The sequence below is a fragment of the Sphingobacterium siyangense genome, from assembly GCF_023277505.1.
Classification (GTDB): domain Bacteria; phylum Bacteroidota; class Bacteroidia; order Sphingobacteriales; family Sphingobacteriaceae; genus Sphingobacterium; species Sphingobacterium siyangense.
Genome location: NZ_CP080574.1, coordinates 4128928 through 4150258 on the forward strand (window position 1 = coordinate 4128928; position 21331 = coordinate 4150258).

Genomic DNA, 21331 nt, shown 5'->3' on the forward strand with positions numbered 1-21331 from the left:
CGAATTTATTTCTTTTGCTAAAATTTTAGTATATTTGTGTATGTTTTCACCGACTCCACTGAACTTACCGCCATTTAAAGCTAAAATATCCAAAAAGAACAATGCGATTTACATCTTTGATGAGCTCAGAAAAAAGGACTTGGTATTAACGCCAGAGGAATGGGTTAGACAACATTGGATCAATTATTTGTCGCTCATGAAAAATTACCCCAAATCACTGATGCATATTGAAGGCGGATTGAAATTAAATAACCTTCAGAAACGAAGTGATTTATTGATTTACAACAGTAGCGGGCATAAGGTCGTGTTAGCCGAGTTTAAAGCGCCACATATAAAAATCACACAACAAGTATTTGAGCAAATTGCAAATTATAATACGGTTCACCGTATCCCATACCTGTTAGTGAGCAATGGCATGAATCATTACTATTGTAAAATTGATTTTATCAACGCGTCTTACGAATTTTTGGAAGACCTCCCCAACTACAACGAAATTGACTAAGGAGCTATGCATGAAATAGATAAAGAATTAATCCGGAGATACAGTGTCCCCCAAGTCTTGAAAGGGGATCACCGAAAAAATGTAAAGTAGATGTAAAACATCTTTTCAATTTATTTGATTTTTAAAATATAGTTTTATATTAGTCCTACAGAATAGAAAAAATAAAAAGATGAATATAGATAAAAACGAATTCAGAAAATATGCAGTAAAGCATCACCGTATTGGAAGCCAACATGTTGATAGCTTCATTGCTCGTACAGAGACAAGCATTCCGACAAACCTTACACCTTACATCGTTGAAGAACGTCAATTGAACGTTGCTCAGATGGATGTGTTTTCGCGTTTGATGATGGACCGTATCATATTTTTAGGCAGCGGTATTGATGATCAGGTAGCCAACATTATTCAGGCACAGCTCTTGTTCCTACAATCTACCGATGCACAACGTGATATCCAAATCTACATCAATTCACCAGGTGGCAGCGTATACGCTGGACTAGGAATTTATGATACCATGCAATATATCACACCAGATGTAGCGACGATCTGTACAGGTATTGCTGCGTCTATGGGAGCTGTTCTTTTAGTTGCTGGTGCAAAAGGCAAACGTGCAGCCTTACGTCACTCACGCGTCATGATTCACCAACCTTCCGGTGGTGCACAAGGAGTTGCCGCCGATATGGAAATCAACTTACGTGAGATGATGAAATTGAAAGAAGAATTATACACCATTATTTCAGATCATTCTGGACAAACTTACGAATGGGTAGAAAAATCTTCAGATCGCGATTACTGGATGAGAGCCAATGAAGCCAAAGAATTCGGTATGATTGACGAGATTTTACTTCCTAAGAAGGAGATTATTAAATAACAATGGCAAAGAATAACGATAGAGACATTCACTGTTCGTTTTGTGGCATAAGCAAAAATGAGGCCCAGATGCTTATTGCAGGCAACGGAGCACACATCTGTGACAGATGTATCCAGCAGGCAGGCGAAATCTTGGCCGAAGAATTAAAACAACGAAAAAGTAAAACTTTACAGACTGCTTTAAAGTTGATCCGTCCTTTGGAGATTAAAACTCACCTGGATCAATATGTAATCGGTCAGGATGATGCGAAAAAAGTAATTTCAGTAGCAGTTTATAATCACTATAAACGTTTAAATCAGAAAGTGGATAAAGACGAGATTGAAATCGAAAAATCCAATTTGATTATCGTTGGTGAAACAGGTACAGGTAAAACCTTGCTGGCAAAAACTGTTGCCAAGATACTCAACGTCCCCTTCTGTATTGTGGATGCAACTGTATTGACAGAAGCAGGGTATGTAGGGGAAGACGTAGAAAGTATATTAACACGTTTATTGCAAGCAGCAGATTATGATGTAGCCTCTGCAGAACGCGGTATTATCTATATCGATGAGATTGATAAAATCGCACGTAAAAGCGACAATCCGTCTATTACAAGAGATGTATCGGGTGAAGGTGTGCAGCAAGCTTTATTGAAGATTCTGGAAGGTACGATTGTAAACGTTCCACCTCAAGGCGGCCGTAAACACCCGGATCAAAAAATGATCGCAGTCAATACAAGTAATATTCTATTTATCTGTGGTGGTGCGTTCGACGGTATTCAAAAGAAAATTGCAAACCGTCTGCGCACGCAAACAGTAGGTTATAAAATGAACGAAGACGAAGAGGAAATTGACTTGAACAATCTGTACAAGTATATTACACCTCAAGACTTGAAGAACTTTGGTTTAATTCCAGAGTTAATTGGCCGTCTTCCTGTATTGACTTACTTAAATCCATTGGATAAGGAAACTTTACTGAGCATTTTGACTGAACCAAAAAATGCATTGGTAAAACAATATAAGAAGTTGTTTGAATACGAAGGTATCGAACTAAAATTTGATCCTGACGTATATACGTTTATTGTTGATAAAGCTGACGAATTTAAACTTGGAGCCCGTGGCCTCCGCAGTATCTGCGAAGCCATTATGCTGGATGCCATGTTTGAGATTCCGTCAACAAAAGAGCAAACGGGACAGAAAGCCTTAGAAATTACCTTGGACTATGCGAAGAAAAAATTCGAAAAGTCCGATTTAAAAAAGCTTAAAGTCGCTTAAAAAAATCCCGTTCGCTGAACGGGATTTTTTTTTAGAAAAGAATTAAAAATCTTATATTACAATAATAACATAGCCATAACGGAATGTTGACAGGAAGATAAGAGATTCAAGAAATTAAATTTAATGACTATGACAACAAAGAAAAGTGCAAAGAATACCGTAAATAGTCCGATCACACCAGGTTTAAAAACCAAAGAAGAAATCGTGAACAACTGGCTTCCCCGTTATACGGGAAGGCCTTTGGAAGAGTTTGGGGAGTATATCCTTTTAACAAACTTTTCAAAATATATCCACCTGTTTTCTGAAATGCATGATAATGCGCCTATTTACGGGGAAGACAAACCGATGCAATCCGTCACTGCCGGAGGCATCACCATTATCAATTTCGGAATGGGAAGTCCAATGGCCGCAACCATTATGGATCTATTATCAGCAATTGCACCAAAAGCCGTTCTATTCTTGGGTAAGACCGGGGGTATCAAGAAAAAAATTCCTGTAGGTGAATTGATTCTTCCAATTGCCGCTATCCGCGGCGAGGGAACATCGAATGACTACTTTCCACCCGAAGTACCTTCATTACCAGCCTTCGCCATGCAAAAGGCCATATCCACTACAATTCGGGATCACCAACGCGATTACTGGACTGGAACGGTATACACCACCAATAGACGGGTTTGGGAACATGACAAAGCTTTCAAAAAATATTTAAAATCAATCCGTGCCATGTGCGTTGATATGGAAACCGCAACGATATTCAGCGTGGGATTTGCCAACAAGATTCCAACAGGTGCTTTACTGCTCGTTTCGGATCAACCGATGGTGCCAGAAGGAGTCAAAACTTCGGTCAGTGATGTAACAGTTACAGCAAAATATGTCGAAGCACATATCGGTATAGGTATTGATGCTTTAAAACAGCTTATCAATAACGGATTGACCGTGAAGCACCTTAAATTCTAAGCTACAATACAAGCAACATCATATTTTCCTTTGGCGGGAAAATATGATGCACCCCCTCCATAAAACCATAACTATCAAATATTTAAAACTATTAAACATTATTATTGATTAATAATTGAACAGTTATTAACTAAAATTTGAGATGTTAACAAATGTTAATCTTCACAATAATTAAACTATTTGACGTTTATATTGTAATAATCATATTACACTACATATATATCGTAAAAATTAATCAAACATTGTGAAGAAAAAAACATTATCTATTTTCAAAGTATCCGTATTGATTTGTTCAGCCTTAGCCACGCAGGTAAGTTGTTCTTCAAGTTCTTCAAAAGAAAATAAAACCAGTGAAAAAGCCGTAGCCTTACCCGTTTATACCGTCACTAAATCAGATGCGATCACCATCAAGGATTATTTAGGGACTATTGAAGGTAAAGTCAATGTCGAAGTTCGCCCGCAGGTCGAAGGTCTGCTGCAGGAAATTTATGTTGATGAAGGTTCTTTTGTACAAAAAGGCCAGAAACTGTTCAAAGTAGACCCCTCTACCTATCAGGAAAACCTCAATAACATGGTTGCTACAGAGCAGGTCGCCAGAGCCAAACTTAAAAATGCACAGCTCGAAGTCGACAGACTGAAACCACTGGTTCAAAACGACGTTATCTCCGATGTCAGACTGGCATCGGCCAAATCAGACTATCAGGTAGCCAAGGCAACACTGGATCAAGCCATCGCTGCCGTACGTTCGGCTCAGATCAGCAAGGATTTTACAGTGATCACCGCTCCGGTAAGCGGTTATATTGGCCGGATTCCAAAACGCATTGGAAATTTGGTATCAAAAGGAGATAAAGAACCCCTCACCTATCTTTCAGACATCCAGGAAGTCTATGTTTATTTCTCCATGAATGAATCTGACTTTCTTTATTTTTCCAAAGCACAGGCAAAAAAAGATAGTTTGGAAGGAAAAAAATACAACCAGAATCAGAAGCTTGTATTCCCCGAAGTTACGCTCGTCCTTGCAGATGGTGAAGAATACGCAAAAAAAGGTATAGTGGATGCCGTCAATGGCCAGATCAACCGTACTACAGGTGCGATCTCCTTGCGTGCGACATTTCAAAATCACGACAATATACTTCGGTCCGGAAGTAGTGGTACGCTTAAAATTGCAGAGGTTAAAAAAGACGTTCTTCAAATCCCCCAGATTGCAGTCAATGAATTGCAGGATAAAACCTTCGTGTATATACTGGACCAAAACAACAAAGCACAAAAACGAAATATCCAACTGACAGGTAAAAGTAAAAACAATTATATCGTCTACTCAGGACTACAGGAAAACGATCGCGTTATTACCAGTGGATTTGACAAATTGACCGACGGTTCACCAGTAACCCCGATTTTACAGAAATAATTATCTATCATTTTTACATGCTACAAGGTGTCCGGCATACTGTACACTTCATGTAGCGTGTTTAAAATTCCATATATATGCTAAAAACATTTATAAATAGGCCTGTATTAGCCACGGTGGTTTCCATTATCCTGGTAATCTTAGGCTTAGTGGGGCTAAAACTTCTGCCTGTCTCGCGCTTTCCAGAAATTGCACCACCAAGTGTGCTTGTTTCACTAAGTTATCCGGGAGCTAATGCCGAGACTGTAGCAAAAAGCGTTTTACTACCTATCGAAGAAGCCATCAATGGTGTAGAGGATATGACCTATATCAAGTCATCTGCCTCCAATTCAGGATCGGGAAGTGTGTCGGTCTATTTTAAGACAGGTACCAATCCTGATATTGCCTCGGTCAACGTACAGACACGGATTTCCAAAGCAATCAGTTCCATTCCCGCAGAAGTAAATGAGGCTGGAATCACAGTCATGCCGCGGCAAACGGGTGTCATTATGACCATCAATCTCTACTCTGATCACCAGGATAGTGCCTACGACGAAACCTTTCTCCAGGCTTATGCACAGATTAACCTGATGCGGCCTTTGCTGCGTGTTGATGGCGTAGCCCAGGTTTCCCGTCTGGGAGCACGGGATTATGCGATGCGACTTTGGTTGAACCCCGAAAAACTAGCCCTGTATAACCTCGTCCCACAAGATGTGACCAACGCCATAAAAGATCAAAACTTTGAGATTGCCCCCGGTAAATTTGGAGAAACCTCAGATGAAGCTTTCGAAACAGTGATCCGTCATAAAGGGCGTTTCACCACACCGGAGGAATTCCAGAGTATTGTGATCAAAACCAACACCGACGGTTCAGTGCTCTATTTAAAAGATGTGGCACGCGTCGAATTCGGTGCTACAAATCTAAGCAGCGACAATAAGGTAAATGGACATCCCGGTCTTACACTCAACTTAACACAAACCAGTGGTTCCAACGCCCATGATATTGATATTGCCGTCAGAAAGGTTCTCGAAGAACAATCCAAAACATTTCCAAAAGGCATACACTACGAGGTGACCTACTCGGTACGTGACCAGATCGATGAATCGATCAACCAGGTTGAGCACACCCTTTTTGAAGCCTTTATCCTGGTATTTATTATTGTCTTTATCTTCCTGCAAGATTTTAGATCCACCTTGATCCCTGCAATTGCAATCCCCGTTTCATTGGTGGGAACCTTCTTTTTTCTGCAGCTTTTTGGATTTTCGCTCAATGTCCTCACGATGTTTGCCCTGGTGTTGGCTATTGGAATCGTAGTGGATGACGCGATTGTAGTCGTCGAGGCCATCCACGAAAAAATGCACAGCACAGGAATGAAACCCAGAGCCGCTACATTATCGACGATGTCCGAAATTACGGGAGCGATCCTGTCCATAACCATGGTCATGGCCGCTGTATTTTTGCCTGTGGGATTTATGGAAGGGCCAGCAGGTATCTTTTATCGCCAGTTTGCTTATACCCTTGCAACAGCGATTCTGATTTCAGCACTCAATGCTTTGACCTTAAGCCCAGCCTTATGTGCGCTACTCCTGAAAGCCCCGCAACAGCATACCAATCAAAAAAACGGCAAAATCAATCAATTTAAAGATCGCTTCTTTAAAGCATTCAATACCTCTTTTGATCGACTGACCGCCCGTTATGTCTCGATTGTAGAAATACTGATCAAGAATAAGAAAATAGCCTGGGCAGGCTTAATTTTAATTACAGCACTTGGCGTTGTGTTTATGATTAAAACACCCAAAAGTTTTATTCCGACAGAGGATGATGGATTTATCACATACAACATTGCTCTTCCTCCCGGCGCTTCATTGAGCCGAACAACTGAGGTTCTTCATCGTGCCGATAGTATTTTAAAGAAAAGACAGGACATCAATGGAATGACAACAGTTTCTGGTTTTAATGCCCTGGACGGAAGCTCAAGCCCGGCATTTGCCGCTGGTTATATCACCTTAAAACCACATGCCAAACGCGAGCACATCAAAAATATCAATGCATTTATGGATACCATCAGAAATGATCTATCCCAGATTAATGAAGCAACGTTTACAGTATTCCCCCGCCCTACCGTACAGGGCTTTGGAGATTTTGCCGGAATTGAAATGGTTCTTCAGGATCGAATGGGTGGTGACATTCGGGATTTTAACACCATTGCAGATACCTTTATTAACCAACTCAATACCTTACCGGAAATACGAAGTGCTTACACAAGTTTTAAATCAAACTTCCCTCAGTATGAAGTAAATATCGATGCCGTAAAGGCAAAATCCCTGGGAGTTGAGATCAAAGACCTCATGTCCACAATCCGATCTTATTTTGCGCGTGTACAGGCGAGCGATTTTAATCGGTTTGGTCGCCAATACCGTGTTTATGTCCAATCAGATTTCGACTTCCGCAAAGATCCCGAATCCTTCAATTCAATTTTTGTGCGTAACAGTAAAGGCGAAATGGTGCCTATTAACACCATATTGACCTTAGAAAAGACGGTGGGTCCAGAAACCATTACGCGTTACAATCTATACAATGCAATTGCGGTAAATATTACACCCGCGGAAGGCTATAGTACAGATGACGCGATGCAGGCTATCCAAAAATTGGCCGACAACAAACTTCCGGGTAATTATGGTTTTGAATGGACGGGCATGAGCTATGAAGAAAGTCAATCCGGCTCACAGACGATCTTGATTTTTGCTCTTAGTATCCTATTCGTCTACTTCCTGCTTTCCGCTCAATATGAAAGCTACATTCTTCCTTGGGCAGTATTACTGTCTATACCTGTGGGACTCATCGGCGTATTTTCCGTGATCAACCTTGTAGGACTTCAAAACAACATCTACGTGCAGGTGGGGCTTATTATGCTCATTGGCTTATTGGCCAAAAACGCAATTCTGATCGTAGAATTTGCCGTTCAGGAGCGTAAAAACGGAAAAAGTATCGTCGAAGCAGCCATTAGCGGCTCCAAACTGAGATTACGGCCAATCTTGATGACCAGTTTAGCCTTTGTTGCTGGCCTGGTGCCCTTGATGTGGACGGTGGGCCCGTCGGCGATCGGTAACCATTCGATCAGTTTCAGCGCTGCCGGCGGCATGCTCTTTGGTGTAGCCTTCGGCATCTTTATCATCCCTGTACTCTTTGTCGTATTCAAAAGCCTGGATGAAAAACTACATGATAAACTAGCTAAAGAAGAGGAAGAATAATGAAAAACATAAAAAAATACCTTTCGGGAATATCGATCATCATTAGTCTCTTAGGTCTGATGAATGCCTGTAAGATCGGCAAAGATTATGTGCAGCCCAAACTCAAACTTCCCGAAAACTTTCGTGGCGATACGTTGGATTACTTCGGAGACACCTCCAGTATGGGACTGATCCATTGGAAATCCTTCTTTCACGACCCTACCTTGAAACTATTGATTGATTCTGCCTTAGCGAATAATTTTGAGATGAAGACAGCATTGCTCAACCTGCAGATTTCAACCCGAGTTTTGGCCCAGAACAAAGCCAATTATCTGCCGAGTGTAAATGCGACAATTGCTAATGGAAACCGCACCTGGCGATCGAAAGACTTTGGCAGCGGTCCCCTGACCAAATATTACGATCATAAAGGTGAAAAGGCACCGCAAAATATGTTTGTCTATCAATCTATGTTTGGTTCCGATATTAATTTTAGCTGGGAAATAGATATCTGGAAGAAAATAGGTAGCAAACAGGAGCAGCTATTAGCCGAATATTTGGATACACAGGAGGCAAAAAATGCGATACAGACCTCTATCATAACTGCTGTCGCAAAAGGTTACTTCAATCTCTTGATGCTCGATGCCAAGATCGAGGTTGCTAAACGCAACGTTCAGTTAAACGACAGTACGCTGCGTATGATCAAGCTCCAATATGAAGCGGGTGAGATCACGGCCTTGGCGATCCAACAAACACAATCACAGCGCCTATTGGCGGCCTCCCTCGTTCCCGAAATCGAAAAGGAAATTGTCATCCAGGAAAATGCGCTACAGACACTGACCGGAAAATTACCCGATAGCATCAAAAGAGGCACTTCTTACGAGCATCTCTTCGCTGAAAGCAAAGACATCTCCTTAGGTTCCCCAATCGAAATTGTGCGCAATAGACCAGATATCCGATCATCTGAATTTCAATTGATGGCTGCCAATGCAAATGCCAATATCCAACAGGCCATGCGTTATCCTTCATTGACCGTAGGCGGCGTATTGGGGGTAAATAGTATGCTCCCCAAAAATTGGTTCAATATACCCGGGGCATTGCTCGGTGGAATAACCGGGAATTTGACCACACCTATTTTCAAAAACAAAACCTTGAAAACACAGTATGAGGTAGCTAAATTGGAACGTGATAAAGCCGAAATCCAATTGCAACAAAAGGTCGTCGAAGCCGTAGCCGAAGTCTCTAATGCAGTGGTCACGGTCGACAAGCAACGGGAGCAATTGTCTTTGGCCAAAGAAAGAGTCGATAATGCACATCTTGCCGTCAAAAATGCGGGTTTACTCTTTAAAAGTGGTTACGCTACATATTTAGAGGTGATTACAGCGCAAAGCAATGCCTTAAACAGTGACCTCGATCTGGTCGAGTTAAGGCAACAGCATTTAGATGCATTTGTGGATCTGTACCGGGCACTCGGTGGAGGTTGGAGATAAGGATTTAAAACCCTATTTTTGTGGTATGACTCCGGAAGAATTACAACACTATTTTCAATCCAAAGACTTGCCTGATTCGCTAGAAATACAGCAGGACATGCAGGTCTTCGACGTACAACGTTTCTTGAGCACAAGTTTTATCCATGTTGGATTATGGAAAAAAGATCTAAGCAAATGTCCATCTTGGATTAGACTTTTAAAATTTAAGGATGCTTTAGAAAATAAAGAAAAAGCCTAACATCCGTTAGGCTTTTTCTTTATAACTATTTTTCTATGCTTTGGGGGCAAGTTGCTTCATTAATAGCGGCATCTGCTCTTTCGAAAAAATCTCTTCTGCGCCAGCGTCCAACAATTCCATCCGTTCATTCTCATCACTACTTGATGTCAGCCCAAATATTCGAATAGCGGGAAACCGCTCCCGTAAGATTTTTGCCGTTTCTATCCCGTTTAATACAGGCATATGCAGATCTAATATACATATTTCAGGAAGTTCGTGCTCGTTTTCATCGAGGTAGTCGATTAAATCCCTACCATTGGAAGCACAATAAACCAAATCCAATAAATGAGATTGAGCCATAGCTCGCATCAACACATGATGAATCAGCGCATCATCTGCGTAGACAACCGTACATTTACTTTTGGTATCCATTTGAAAAAGCTATCATTTTAATAATTATAAAAATAATATTATATAAATATGTAATAAAATAAAAAATACAGAAAAAAGTTAGCAATAATTATGTTATTATACAAATTTTATTTCAAAATGTTCAGTATTAACAATCCAACAAGCTTTTAGTTTGATTTATACAATAAGAACATCATAGGTAGTAAATCTCTCCGTGTCAATATCGTTAGAAAAGATTAAGTAAAGAGAAATAAAGATCGGTAGCCTATACCTTAAAAATCATCTTCAATAATTTCAGCCACTCTTCCTACTTGGCCATCCGTCAACCTGACTTTAATTCCCCTCGAATGATATGAGGATGATGTCAGCAAGTCTTTCACAATGCCTTCTGTTAAATTTCCTGTACGTTGGTCCTTTTTTAAGATTATATTCACCAACATGCCTGGCTTTACATCTGCTCTATTTCTTCCATCCATGGTCAAACTTAGAAAAATTGTTTTTTAAATGCAATATAAATAAACAATTTATTGTTAGAAAAACCTTCGTCTCGTATTTTGGAACAGGTACAATGAAAGCAAATGAAAGCCAATAGCGTAGATGAATGTTATAAACCGAACTGCAGGCTATTTTATTCAATACCTAACTACCATAAAAAATGGTCGGAATTTCTTCCGACCATGATTGGCTTTAAGCCTTTTTTTATGGTATGTAGGTCATCAGCATATTGGCTGTTTGACCAATTGAATTTATTTAAATAGCTTAAAAATATCGTTTCCGAATATAAAGACCATTAAAGCCAATAAAATAAAGAAACCGACCATTTGTGCTTTCTCCAGGAATTTTTCGCTCAATGGCTTGCCTTGTATCATTTCAACCAACAAGAACAATACGTGACCGCCATCCAAAGCTGGAATAGGCAATAGGTTCATAAATGCCAATGCCATAGACAACATCCCTACTAAGGACCAAAAACGGATCCAATCCACTTCTGTACCGAACAAGGTCGCAATTCCAATTGGGCCAGATAATGCTTTATCAGCACGTACCTCGCCTTTGAAAATTTTGCCAAATCCTTTGGCGTTGTCGGTAATCACCGTAAATGCTTTTTTAGCGCCGATTGGAAATGCCTCCATTAAGCTATATTGCGTTGTAAAAGATTTGATGGAATAATCACGGTTAATGCCTATTCCCAGCATGGCATCCGCAGGAACATTCCCTTGCAATGAAACTTCAGTTCCTTTGCGTAAAACTTTAATCGCTACAGCTTTATTGATATTCGCTTTTATTTGTGCTTTAAACTCGTCGAAGAAAGGAACCTGTACCCCATTCACCGCAATAATGCTATCGCCTTTCACAAAACCCATTTTACTTGCTGCCGATCCAGGTGATACTTCAGCAACACTTGTTGTTTTAACACGAGGTTCAATAAACTTCTCACCTTTCTTATCAGAAAGCGTGTTCAATAAATCCGCTGGAACTTTTACTTCTGTTGTTGCACCATTGCGCTCAACTGTAAGTGCCACTCCGCCCATCAATACTTTAGAACTGATCAACTCCGAGTAATTTTCGATACGGTGACCGTCTATTGAAATCACTTTATCACCAGCTTTCAAACCGATGGATTCACCAATGGATCCCGGAACAATACCATTTACCAGCTGATCCATTTTGATATCTGTATTGCCCATTTTAAAAGTCAGCATCCAAAAGACAACAACGCCGACGACAATATTGACAATAATCCCCCCAAGCATAACGATTAAACGTTGCCAAGCTGGTTTTGATCTAAATTCCCAAGGTTGTGGCTCACCCTTTAATTGCTCAGTATCCATCGATTCATCGATCATACCCGCAATCTTGACATAACCACCTAAAGGCAACCAGCCAATACCATATTCACATCCTTTATAATTGAATTTAAATAATTTCACTCCCCAGGCATCAAAGAACAGATAAAATTTTTCCACCTTGATACCAAATGCACGTGCTGCTAAGAAATGTCCTAACTCATGTAGAACAATTAAAATTGACAAGCCTAAAATCACTTGTCCGACCATAATTAAAACACCCATGTATGCTTTTTAAAATTTAATCTTTGATTATTTCCTTTGTTATTAATCTTGCGACACGATCCGTCTCCAGATAATCATCCAGCGTCGGTGTCGCAATGAATTCTACTTTACCTAATGTCTGTTCAATAATATCACTCATTTCCAAAAACCCGACTTGATCTTTCAGGAAGGCATCCACAACAACTTCATTGGCTGCATTTAATACACAGCTTCTATTTCCGCCGGCACGAAGGCTCTCATAGGCAAGTGCCAAATTCCGAAAAGTTTCCATGTCTGCTTTTTCAAAACTGAGCGTTGGATAGTCCATGAAATTAAATCGCTCAAAACTGTTTTCAAAACGTGCCGGATAGGTCAGTGCATACTGGATCGGCAATTTCATATCAGGAACCCCCATTTGGGCCTTCATGGAACCATCCTGAAATTGGACCAGCGAATGTACAATAGATTGGGGATGTACAATCACATCGACCTGATCTATTGACAGATTGAAGAGCCATTTTGCCTCAATCACTTCTAGCCCTTTATTCATCAAGGACGCCGAGTCAATCGTAATTTTGGCACCCATCGACCAGTTGGGATGTTTCAAGGCTTCAGCCTTAGTCACTGCGAGAAGATCGGCTCTCTTTTTACCACGAAAGGGTCCTCCGGAAGCTGTGATATATATTTTCTCGATTGGATTATGCTCCTCGCCAGCCAAACACTGGAAGATCGCCGAATGCTCCGAATCTACAGGAAGCATGCGTACACCATATTCTTTCACTAAAGCCATAATCAGCTTACCGGCGACAACCAGCGTCTCCTTATTGGCCAGCGCAATATCTTTCTTTGACTGAATTGCTTTAACAGTGGGTTTTAATCCCGCAGATCCAACGATCGCATTCAAAACAACATCTACTTCTTCGTACTGCACCACTTCAACCAGTCCTGCTTCTCCCAAAAGAACAGCAATATCATGTCCTTTTAAAGCATCCTGCACATAACTGTACTGAAGGGAATCTGTTACAACAACCGCTTTGGGCTTAAACTCCAAGGCCTGTTTAACCAACAATGTGGCATTGCTACCACAGGTCAGAACGATTGCTTTAAATTTAGTAGGAAAGGCTCGAATCACATCCAAGGCTTGTGTACCTATACTTCCCGTTGCCCCTAAAATGGCAATTCCTTTTTTACTCAAAACCTTTGCTATTAATTAAAATATATTATTTAAAATCTTTGGATCCTCTCCCCCATGGTAATCCGCCATCATGGATCGGTAAGCGACCGAAACAACAATACTAGCCAAAGGTACCACCAAGAAAGAACTCACGAGGTTCAAAATAATAAAAATTATGTAATATTCTAAATAATTAAAATACATCTGCAATAACTGAAAAAAAGCAAATACAGCCAAAATCAATAATAGTTTAAATACATTGCCCTTCGTCAGTGCAAAACTGAAGCGTAATGACCTCAATGTGCCCGCGTGTTTATCGATAATGAAAAATGGATAAAATGCCACTCTAATAATCAAGATGAAAGTCAATATTGCCGCGATAAAAACAACAAACATCGTAAAGTTACTCATCAGCTCCATCCGATTGTCACCATTTTCAAATAGATAAAGGAATGGTAAAGAAACGGCTCCTAAAATCATCAGGAGTGCTATGGAGAGCACCATTATACTTAACATGGCACCAAAAAAATAGGCAAGCTCCTTTGAGCTGGGAATACATTGAATCAGTTTCTTATCATGATTTCCATCTATCAGACTTAAGATATACTTAAATAAAGTCATATTCAATCCGAAATACATCACCATGAAAAAAAACGCCATGAAACCACTCAACACCACATTGAAATCACTGATGGTAGTCGCGAGATAATTAGAGAGTCCGGAGGTCACGAACAGTAAAAAACAAAGCCCTGCCACTGAAAAATAATGTCTTTTCAGCAACTCCCATGACTTATTAAAAACCTCATTAACAGCAAAAGTACTTTCCTTTAGGAATTGAATCATTTTTTCTTTGAATAAACTTCTACAAAGATGCCATATTTTTTAATTTTCAACAATTTACACTCCCATAAAATTCATTTTTTTTATAATATTTAACATAAAAAAAATCCCCTATCCGAATGGACAGGGGATTTTATAGGGTATATCGAACTATGCCTATTTAAATTCTTTGGGAAGCGGCTTCTCCAATAAGTATTGGTAGTAGAAACGTGCACGCTCATTAGAATCATATTTACTTTTCGAACGGTCAAATCCATGACGGCTTCCCGGATAGATCATCAACTCAAAAGGAACACTTCGATCTGTCAATTTATCAACAAGTTGGATTGTATTCTGTAAATGAACATTATCATCCATATCGCCATGCATAATACGCAAAACGCCTTTATAGTTATTTGCATAGGTTAACACAGAACCAGCTTTATAACCTTCAGGATTGTCTTGAGGCGTATCCATCCATCTTTCCGTATAATGACTATCGTACAGATCCCAGGAGGTAACAGGCGCACCCGCAATACCGAAATCAAATACATCTGCGGCCTTCGTCATCGCCAAACAAGTCATATAACCTCCGTAGCTATGCCCGGTGATAAGCACTTTGTTTTTAGCTACCCAAGGTTGCGATTTTAACCATTTGACAATCGTTGAATAATCAATAATCTCCCAGTGACCAAGATTGCGGTGCATATAAGCAACACCTTGTTTACCAAAATGACCAGATGCCCGGTGATCGGCAGAGACTTGAATAATTCCTTCATTAGCCCAATATTGATTATTCGTTCCTTTCCAGGTATCTTTTACCGTTCCAGCATCAGGACCACCATAGATACTGAAAACAACAGGATAAACTTTTGATTTATCGAAATTTGTCGGATAAGTAATTGTTAAGGGAAGATCGAACAAACCATCATCTGATTTAAGATGTAAGTATTCGGTTTTACCATACGTATACGAATCAAAATCAGCCGCTTTACTATCTGCTAACTGACGGACGACTTTACCTTGGTTATCCAACAAAGCAAACCGATCGGGTGTACTCACATTGGAGTATTTGGTAATAAAATACTTGCCATCAGGCGATACATTGACATCGTGTGAGTATTCACCGAAAGTCAGACGTTTTAAGTTTTTACCCGAATAATCCACGCGGTACAAATCAAAACGTGCCGAATTTTCTTTACGTGCGGTAAAATAGATCACCTTATTTTTTTCATCAATCCGTTTTAATTCGGTTACCTGCCATTCGCCTGAAGTAATTGGATTGACCAATGTTCCATCCAATTTATAGAGGTAGTAATGCGCCCAGCCCGTCTTATCCGATTTTAAGATATAATATTTGTTGTCCGCAAGATAGGTGATACGCTCATCGTGATCCAAATTGATCCATGAAGCCTGACGCTCGTCGTAGATTTCTTTTTTCGAGCCAGAATTCGGATCCACTTGATAAAACTTCAAATTGTTCTGATCCCTGTTCATCCACTGCACCATCACATTTTTGCTATCAAAGGCCCAGTAAGGCTGCCCAAAATACTGATCATCTTTTTCGTTGAAATCAGCCCAGGTAACGTTCCCCCCATCGAGATGAACGATACCCACCTTCACTTCCGGATTTGGGTCTCCAGCTTTGGGGTATCTTGTCTCCTCCAGGTAGCCATGCTGGCCTTTGGACGAATAAATCGGAAACATAGGAACCTTGGTATCATCGAAACGCATGAAGGCGATTTTACGGCTGTCCGGAGACCACCAAAAAGCTTTGTATTTTGTTGGACGCCCAAGAATTTCCTCGTAATATACCCAAGATGACCAACCATTGTAAATAACGTCGGTACCATCATTTGTATACTGCATTTCCTTTCCCGAAGTCACGTCCACGCTATACAAATTGCTTTTGCGGGTAAAGGCAACATATTTACCATCCGGCGATAAGGTCGGATTCTGTTCCGCAACATCAGGAGAGTTTGTCAACTTCTTGGCTACACCATCTGTACTTTTCAGGAAGATATCATTGTTTTCGACATAGACAACCGTCCCTTCTTTAGCGGGAACTGTATAAATGCTTCTGTGACCTGATTTAATGTTAACCTGATATAAACGACCATCATTTACATCATTTTCCAGATAAGCTGTCCCGTCTGCCCAGCCAGGATACTGATTCGTACGAATTGTCAACGATGGCTTTTGCCCCCAGGACTGTGCAAAATCCAATTTCTTTTGTGCAAAACCAACCTCATGCACTAAAAAAACGATAGACGCACCTAAGAGTACTCTTGATACCGTATTCATTAATTTTTGGATATGTTTATTAATTATTTTGGCTAAGATAAAGAATTGTGGCAAATAACGACGATTTTGCCTGTAACAAGCTTAATTCAGATTGCGCGTACCAAACGGCTTGCCAAAGACTTGATTAAACCAGATGATTCCTTGCTAAGGACGCTGCTCGAAAAGTGCAAGCTGTATACCTTCCTTTGGAAAATCAGCTTCTTCCACAAAATTTGATATCGAAACCCCCAGCAACCTCACTTTGTTCACCAGCTCAACCTTGCTCAACAAACTATGGGCGGTGGCGTAAATTTTGTCTTCCGAATCAAAACTATTTTCTAAGGTTATACTCCGTGTCAACTGAACGAAATCGGCATATTTAATTTTTATGGTTAAGGTTCTTCCAGAGATTTCCTTTTTCCCGATGCGTGTCCACAACTGTTTGCAGAGCCGTTGCAAAATGGTATTTAATTCTTCAAATGCTTCTACATCCTCGCCAAACGTATCCTCAATCCCGACCGATTTACTGCTGCGATTGGGGACAACAGGACGGTCGTCGATCCCGCGTACGATACGGTAAAAAAAGTGCCCAGTCTTTCCAAACCAACGTACGAGGTCCTCTTCACGCTGTTTTTTTAAATCGAGTCCGGTAAACAGCCCCAGTTCATGCATTTTTTTTGCGGTCACCTTACCTACGCCAAAAAACTTATCCACGGGCAATGACTCCATGAACTTGACAATTTTCGAAGGGCCTATAAATGTTAAGCCGTTGGGCTTGTCCATATCCGAAGCAATCTTTGCAACAAATTTATTGACGGAAACACCAGCAGAGACGGTCAGATTCAACTCTTCTTGGATAGCCTCTTTAATGGCTTTGGCGATATCAATAGCCGAACCAATACCCTGTTTGTCTATGGTCACATCCAAAAAAGCTTCATCCAGGGAAAGCGGCTCGATTAAATCCGTATAACGGAGAAAAATCTCCCGAATTTGGTAGGAAACCTGACGATAAACATCAAAGCGAGGATAGGTAAAGATAATATGGGGGCACAACTGAAGAGCCCTTCGGGAGCTCATAGCAGATTTGACACCAAACTTTCGCGCTTCGTAACTGGCCGTTGCAACTACTCCCCTCCCATCCGGGGAACCACCTACTGCAATCGCTTTTCCCCGATATTCGGGAAAATCACGCTGATCTACAGAGGCATAAAATGCATCCATATCCAAATGAATAATCTTGCGATGTACCTGTTCGGAATCCATGATCCAAATTTACAAAAATTAGCATTATAGACTAAGAAAACCAAAAAATAACTAATAGAATTAGCAACACAGCAAAAAACGACAATCACTAGGCTCGCCAAGCGTTAATCTAGGTATAATGCATTCGTCATTATGCTGTTAATTATTTATCTTTAGGTGAACCTATCCGTTGGACAGAAAAATCATCGTTCCGGCGCATAGTCCTAGGCACTGCATGAAATGGTTTTAATTAGCACACATGATGGAAAATTTACCCGAACAAAAACCGAAAAAATCCGGATTTAAGAAGTTCTTACTCCTGCTGATCCTTTTCCTCCTTGTGGGGGCCGGTTCCTACGTTTACTGGAAGTATTACTACGTATTCGGTGAAGGCGTAAAATCTGGCTATCTTAATTATGCTGTAAAAAAGGGCAATATTTTCAAGACCTACGAAGGCAAGCTCATTCAGGAGGGATTTGGAAGTATCAAAACGGGTGGTATCGCCAGCAATCAATTTGAATTTTCCATTGAAGATGATTCTATATTCCGTCAATTGGAGCTCAATAGTGGAAAATACTTCGATCTTCGCTACAAAGAATACCATGGTGTGCTTCCCTGGCGTGGAAACACGGTTTATATCGTTGACAAAATTGTCAATATGAAATAGCGAACTCCGCCGTGTTTACCAGCGGAGTTATCGAAGTTCCGTTTAAATAAGTTAAACTACATCAGCACGCTATTGTAGGGGTGCCCTTCCATGAGCTGCTTATTGTCCGCCGCATTTGCGTTTCCGATAGAAGATTTTTCGAAAAGGCCTATTTATGCAGAAAGCACATCCCGGACGATCAATTTTTCGTTAAAATAACGTTTTAAAATGCTGCCGTCACCGTGTAGTGTCCAAACTTCTTTGGGATTTACCATTTTAATGTACTGAAGAATGTCATTCCAGTCCACATGATCAGAAATATACAGCTCGATATCATTCTGTGCCTGTAAACGTTTCCAGCCTGAGGCAAATGCGCGTAATACTTTGGTCGCCCTAAAATAACTATTGAAGGTCATCGGCGGTACCAAGTACACTTTGTTCTGTTCGCCCTGTTTCATTTCTTTTCTGTTGTAGGGCTCATAGTCTAACTTCTTCAGCCCGTGTTGATCATAAAGGCGATGGTAGGGCAATATTCCACTATGCACAAGCACTTTTCGATCCGGGCAGTACCTGTTGATCAAATCAGTAATTCGCTGCGCCTTGCCCAACACATAAGTACCTAATAAGATATTACTGGCATGTCCATCAAGTTTTTTTATCTCCTCCGCCGGATCGGGATGGATAATCTCGGGATTTGCAAAGGTACTTTCCGTAATGAGGACATCGGCCTGCTGCAGCTCGATCGGTTCACAGGTATCATCAGTTTGTAATTTATAATCGCCGGTGTACAAGTAACGTACCCCCCGATATTCCATTAGAATCTGTGCTGAACCCAGTATATGACCTGCTGGTAAAAATGTGATTTCGACCGCACCTATTTTAAAGGGACTATTAAACAATTTGACCTGATAAGAATCTTTGCGATTTTGTTTATACCGATAAGTCATAAACAGTGAGGTCGCCTGTGTGGCATACACATAGTCGTGTCCTGAACTGGCATGATCGCCATGGGCATGAGAAACGACATTGTGCATAACGGGATTGCTGGCATCAATAAAAAAATCACCATAACGGCAGTAATAGCCTTCTGGCTTTCTGACTAAGAAGTCAGCCAATAGTGTAGACATCATATTATTTTAGAAACTTTTGATGCAAAGTCCACACCTGCGGTAATAGCGGAGTGGTTCCATCATTAATGATGACGAAGTCTGCCAATTTTAATTTTTCTTCGTCAGATAGTTGCTTATTAATTCGCTCCATGACCTGTTCCTCAGTAACAGCATCACGTTCCATGACACGTTTAACGCGTATGGGTAAAGGCGCAGTAACCAGTATGGTATAATCAAGATCCTTGTAGGACCCACTTTCAAAAAGCAAAGCAGCCTCTTTGAGTGAATAACGTGACTTTTGCTGTTCGGCCCAATCCTTTGCCGCCTGAATAACGATGGGGTGTACAATGCTGTTCACAAGTTCGAGCTTCGCCTTGTCGGAGAATATCTGTTCAGCCAAAAAAGCCCGATCCAGCTTTCCACCCTTATAGGTCTCTTCGCCGAACTCCGCAATCAAGCGTGCTTTGATCCGCAAATCGGTATTCATAAGCTTCTTGGCTTCCTCGTCAGCATTATAAACAGGTACAGCCATGGCTTTAAAAAGCTGACAGATAAAAGTCTTACCTGATCCAATTCCGCCTGTTATTCCAATCTTCATGAAAATATTGTTATTTACGTACAAAAAAGTCCACGTTTTGAGGGACAATACTGATAACCTTACAATAGTCAGGTACTTTGGTCAGCAAAATAGGCAGATATTGCACCTCATTCTTCTCCCAGTCTGCCAGGTCTACCACAGCCTCAAAATCACGCGATGTATAGTTATTATAATCTTTGACAGACATCAACACGGTGACGACAACTTTGCTCGGACTAAGCCTGACCGAACTATAACGTTGACCATTCTCCACCTTTACGGGCAGCTCGATTATTTTCTCGGTCAATTCACCTACAGGCATGAGCACCTCGACCGAAGTCGGATAAACATTGATATTCGCTTTTTGGTTACGTGCCAGGTTGGCCACGGTCCGAACGTCGGTTTCGACTTCCTTTCCACGAACGGTATCCGTTTCCCAATACTCGATAGCCGAAACATCCTCGTAAGGTCCGGTTATTGTCACATAAGCTGGTGTAACTTTGGTATCAGCGATAAAACCGTAGCCGCGTTTAAATCCGATATTAGCAAGGGGTTTTACAGGCACCTTACGCTGGGTCTGTTTGGAAAAATCAAAAAACAGGGTATCTGGGCTAACTGACACCACGCGTTGTTCGTGTGGAAACTGTCGGTTGATAAAGCCCAATTGGTTGGAAAAAACAATCCAGTCTTTGGTTTTTAACGAGCTTAGGTCCACCTGAACCTTTGGGGTTTCCAATGCAGCTTTGGAAAACAGGAATTGCCATCCCGTCATCTCCAGCTTCACTTTTACCGTATCGGATTGCTGGGGGTGAAATGCGCGTTTCTCGGGAAGATTGACATATTCAATCGCCGCCTTGACGGAAACAGTATATTGATTGGAGATCGAAAACAATAACCAAGCTAACAACGAAATTCCAACACAACGCACGAAGACATTAATCTTACGCCGTTGGGTCTTATTTATTCGAACTGCATTCGCCATGATACAAACTTAATCAATTTGCGTAAAAATCAGCCCATAGGCAAATAAAAACTTAGTCCACTAGGCGTATAAATCAGCTAATAAAAAATTGTCTGTCCAACGACAACTCACTTATCACCAAAAAAATCCATGA

Annotated in this window: 19 protein-coding genes; 9 read left to right on the plus strand and 10 right to left on the minus strand. The window is 40.8% G+C overall.

Annotated features, from left to right (window positions below):
- Positions 1 to 40: 40 nt before the first annotated feature.
- The 8 genes from K2F45_RS17320 to K2F45_RS17355 all read left to right on the plus strand — a co-directional run bounded on the left by K2F45_RS17320 (position 41) and on the right by K2F45_RS17355 (position 9925).
- Complete coding sequence (locus K2F45_RS17320) at positions 41 to 502, plus strand: type I restriction enzyme HsdR N-terminal domain-containing protein (RefSeq protein ID WP_075993269.1); 462 nt, start codon at positions 41 to 43, stop codon at positions 500 to 502.
- 169 nt (positions 503 to 671) lie between these two features.
- On the plus strand, positions 672 to 1373 hold the full coding sequence (gene clpP / locus K2F45_RS17325; RefSeq protein ID WP_046674530.1) for an ATP-dependent Clp endopeptidase proteolytic subunit ClpP: 702 nt from the start codon (positions 672 to 674) through the stop codon (positions 1371 to 1373).
- 2 nt (positions 1374 to 1375) lie between these two features.
- A complete protein-coding gene (gene clpX, locus K2F45_RS17330; RefSeq protein WP_075993270.1) occupies positions 1376 to 2626 on the plus strand; it encodes an ATP-dependent Clp protease ATP-binding subunit ClpX in 1251 nt (416 codons plus the stop codon).
- Positions 2627 to 2749: 123 nt separating this feature from the next.
- Positions 2750 to 3583 (plus strand): AMP nucleosidase, encoded by an 834-nt coding sequence (locus K2F45_RS17335; protein WP_075993271.1) that lies wholly within the window; start codon positions 2750 to 2752, stop codon positions 3581 to 3583.
- Between the two features lie 244 nt (positions 3584 to 3827).
- The gene (locus tag K2F45_RS17340) at positions 3828 to 4991 is read left to right on the plus strand and encodes an efflux RND transporter periplasmic adaptor subunit (protein ID WP_248931939.1); all 1164 of its coding nucleotides are present in this window, start codon (positions 3828 to 3830) and stop codon (positions 4989 to 4991) included.
- Between the two features lie 77 nt (positions 4992 to 5068).
- Positions 5069 to 8221 carry an efflux RND transporter permease subunit gene (locus tag K2F45_RS17345; RefSeq protein WP_075993272.1) on the plus strand — a complete coding sequence of 1051 codons (3153 nt, stop codon included), beginning with the start codon at positions 5069 to 5071 and terminating at the stop codon, positions 8219 to 8221.
- Positions 8221 to 9687: an efflux transporter outer membrane subunit gene (locus K2F45_RS17350; protein WP_075993273.1), complete on the plus strand. Its 1467-nt coding sequence runs from the start codon at positions 8221 to 8223 to the stop codon at positions 9685 to 9687. The genes K2F45_RS17345 and K2F45_RS17350 overlap by 1 nt, the downstream gene beginning before the upstream one ends.
- A gap of 25 nt (positions 9688 to 9712) precedes the next feature.
- Positions 9713 to 9925, plus strand: a complete 213-nt coding sequence (locus K2F45_RS17355) for a DUF6965 family protein (protein WP_075994871.1) — start codon at positions 9713 to 9715, stop codon at positions 9923 to 9925.
- Between the two features lie 33 nt (positions 9926 to 9958).
- On the opposite strand, the gene K2F45_RS17360 is transcribed toward K2F45_RS17355, so the two are convergent.
- The 7 genes from K2F45_RS17360 to dinB all read right to left on the minus strand — a co-directional run bounded on the left by K2F45_RS17360 (position 9959) and on the right by dinB (position 17905).
- A complete protein-coding gene (locus tag K2F45_RS17360) occupies positions 9959 to 10336 on the minus strand; it encodes a response regulator (protein WP_075993274.1) in 378 nt (125 codons plus the stop codon).
- Between the two features lie 251 nt (positions 10337 to 10587).
- A complete protein-coding gene (locus K2F45_RS17365) occupies positions 10588 to 10791 on the minus strand; it encodes a YwbE family protein (protein WP_046674525.1) in 204 nt (67 codons plus the stop codon).
- Positions 10792 to 11061: 270 nt separating this feature from the next.
- On the minus strand, positions 11062 to 12387 hold the full coding sequence (gene rseP, locus K2F45_RS17370; RefSeq protein WP_075993275.1) for an RIP metalloprotease RseP: 1326 nt from the start codon (positions 12385 to 12387) through the stop codon (positions 11062 to 11064).
- A 16-nt stretch (positions 12388 to 12403) separates the two neighbouring features.
- Positions 12404 to 13561 carry a 1-deoxy-D-xylulose-5-phosphate reductoisomerase gene (locus tag K2F45_RS17375; protein ID WP_075993276.1) on the minus strand — a complete coding sequence of 386 codons (1158 nt, stop codon included), beginning with the start codon at positions 13559 to 13561 and terminating at the stop codon, positions 12404 to 12406.
- Positions 13562 to 13576: 15 nt separating this feature from the next.
- A complete protein-coding gene (locus K2F45_RS17380) occupies positions 13577 to 14383 on the minus strand; it encodes a beta-carotene 15,15'-monooxygenase (RefSeq protein WP_075993277.1) in 807 nt (268 codons plus the stop codon).
- Positions 14384 to 14536: 153 nt separating this feature from the next.
- Positions 14537 to 16663: a S9 family peptidase gene (locus K2F45_RS17385; protein ID WP_248931940.1), complete on the minus strand. Its 2127-nt coding sequence runs from the start codon at positions 16661 to 16663 to the stop codon at positions 14537 to 14539.
- A 144-nt stretch (positions 16664 to 16807) separates the two neighbouring features.
- On the minus strand, positions 16808 to 17905 hold the full coding sequence (gene dinB / locus K2F45_RS17390; protein WP_248931941.1) for a DNA polymerase IV: 1098 nt from the start codon (positions 17903 to 17905) through the stop codon (positions 16808 to 16810).
- A gap of 238 nt (positions 17906 to 18143) precedes the next feature.
- On the opposite strand from dinB, the gene K2F45_RS17395 reads away from it, so the two are divergent.
- On the plus strand, positions 18144 to 18551 hold the full coding sequence (locus K2F45_RS17395; RefSeq protein WP_075993279.1) for a hypothetical protein: 408 nt from the start codon (positions 18144 to 18146) through the stop codon (positions 18549 to 18551).
- A gap of 152 nt (positions 18552 to 18703) precedes the next feature.
- Here the strand turns inward: K2F45_RS17395 and K2F45_RS17400 are convergent, their stop codons facing one another.
- From K2F45_RS17400 to K2F45_RS17410, 3 genes are read right to left on the minus strand one after another with little or no spacing between them, the layout of a single operon-like run.
- The gene (locus K2F45_RS17400) at positions 18704 to 19660 is read right to left on the minus strand and encodes an exonuclease (protein ID WP_335682243.1); all 957 of its coding nucleotides are present in this window, start codon (positions 19658 to 19660) and stop codon (positions 18704 to 18706) included.
- A 1-nt stretch (position 19661) separates the two neighbouring features.
- Complete coding sequence (gene coaE / locus K2F45_RS17405) at positions 19662 to 20237, minus strand: dephospho-CoA kinase (protein ID WP_172840709.1); 576 nt, start codon at positions 20235 to 20237, stop codon at positions 19662 to 19664.
- A 10-nt stretch (positions 20238 to 20247) separates the two neighbouring features.
- Complete coding sequence (locus K2F45_RS17410; RefSeq protein ID WP_075993280.1) at positions 20248 to 21198, minus strand: YbbR-like domain-containing protein; 951 nt, start codon at positions 21196 to 21198, stop codon at positions 20248 to 20250.
- Positions 21199 to 21331: the final 133 nt, after the last annotated feature.

Coding starts and splice junctions, on each gene's coding strand:
- K2F45_RS17355 (WP_075994871.1), top strand. CDS start 9,713: ATGACTCCGGAAGAATTACAACACTATTTTCAATCCAAAGACTTGCCT.
- rseP (WP_075993275.1), bottom strand. CDS start 12,387: ATGGGTGTTTTAATTATGGTCGGACAAGTGATTTTAGGCTTGTCAATT.
- K2F45_RS17345 (WP_075993272.1), top strand. CDS start 5,069: ATGCTAAAAACATTTATAAATAGGCCTGTATTAGCCACGGTGGTTTCC.
- K2F45_RS17400 (WP_335682243.1), bottom strand. CDS start 19,660: ATGATGTCTACACTATTGGCTGACTTCTTAGTCAGAAAGCCAGAAGGC.
- coaE (WP_172840709.1), bottom strand. CDS start 20,237: ATGAAGATTGGAATAACAGGCGGAATTGGATCAGGTAAGACTTTTATC.
- dinB (WP_248931941.1), bottom strand. CDS start 17,905: ATGGATTCCGAACAGGTACATCGCAAGATTATTCATTTGGATATGGAT.
- K2F45_RS17365 (WP_046674525.1), bottom strand. CDS start 10,791: ATGGATGGAAGAAATAGAGCAGATGTAAAGCCAGGCATGTTGGTGAAT.
- K2F45_RS17360 (WP_075993274.1), bottom strand. CDS start 10,336: ATGGATACCAAAAGTAAATGTACGGTTGTCTACGCAGATGATGCGCTG.
- K2F45_RS17350 (WP_075993273.1), top strand. CDS start 8,221: ATGAAAAACATAAAAAAATACCTTTCGGGAATATCGATCATCATTAGT.
- K2F45_RS17395 (WP_075993279.1), top strand. CDS start 18,144: ATGATGGAAAATTTACCCGAACAAAAACCGAAAAAATCCGGATTTAAG.
- clpP (WP_046674530.1), top strand. CDS start 672: ATGAATATAGATAAAAACGAATTCAGAAAATATGCAGTAAAGCATCAC.
- clpX (WP_075993270.1), top strand. CDS start 1,376: ATGGCAAAGAATAACGATAGAGACATTCACTGTTCGTTTTGTGGCATA.
- K2F45_RS17320 (WP_075993269.1), top strand. CDS start 41: ATGTTTTCACCGACTCCACTGAACTTACCGCCATTTAAAGCTAAAATA.
- K2F45_RS17335 (WP_075993271.1), top strand. CDS start 2,750: ATGACTATGACAACAAAGAAAAGTGCAAAGAATACCGTAAATAGTCCG.
- K2F45_RS17380 (WP_075993277.1), bottom strand. CDS start 14,383: ATGATTCAATTCCTAAAGGAAAGTACTTTTGCTGTTAATGAGGTTTTT.
- K2F45_RS17410 (WP_075993280.1), bottom strand. CDS start 21,198: ATGGCGAATGCAGTTCGAATAAATAAGACCCAACGGCGTAAGATTAAT.
- K2F45_RS17385 (WP_248931940.1), bottom strand. CDS start 16,663: ATGAATACGGTATCAAGAGTACTCTTAGGTGCGTCTATCGTTTTTTTA.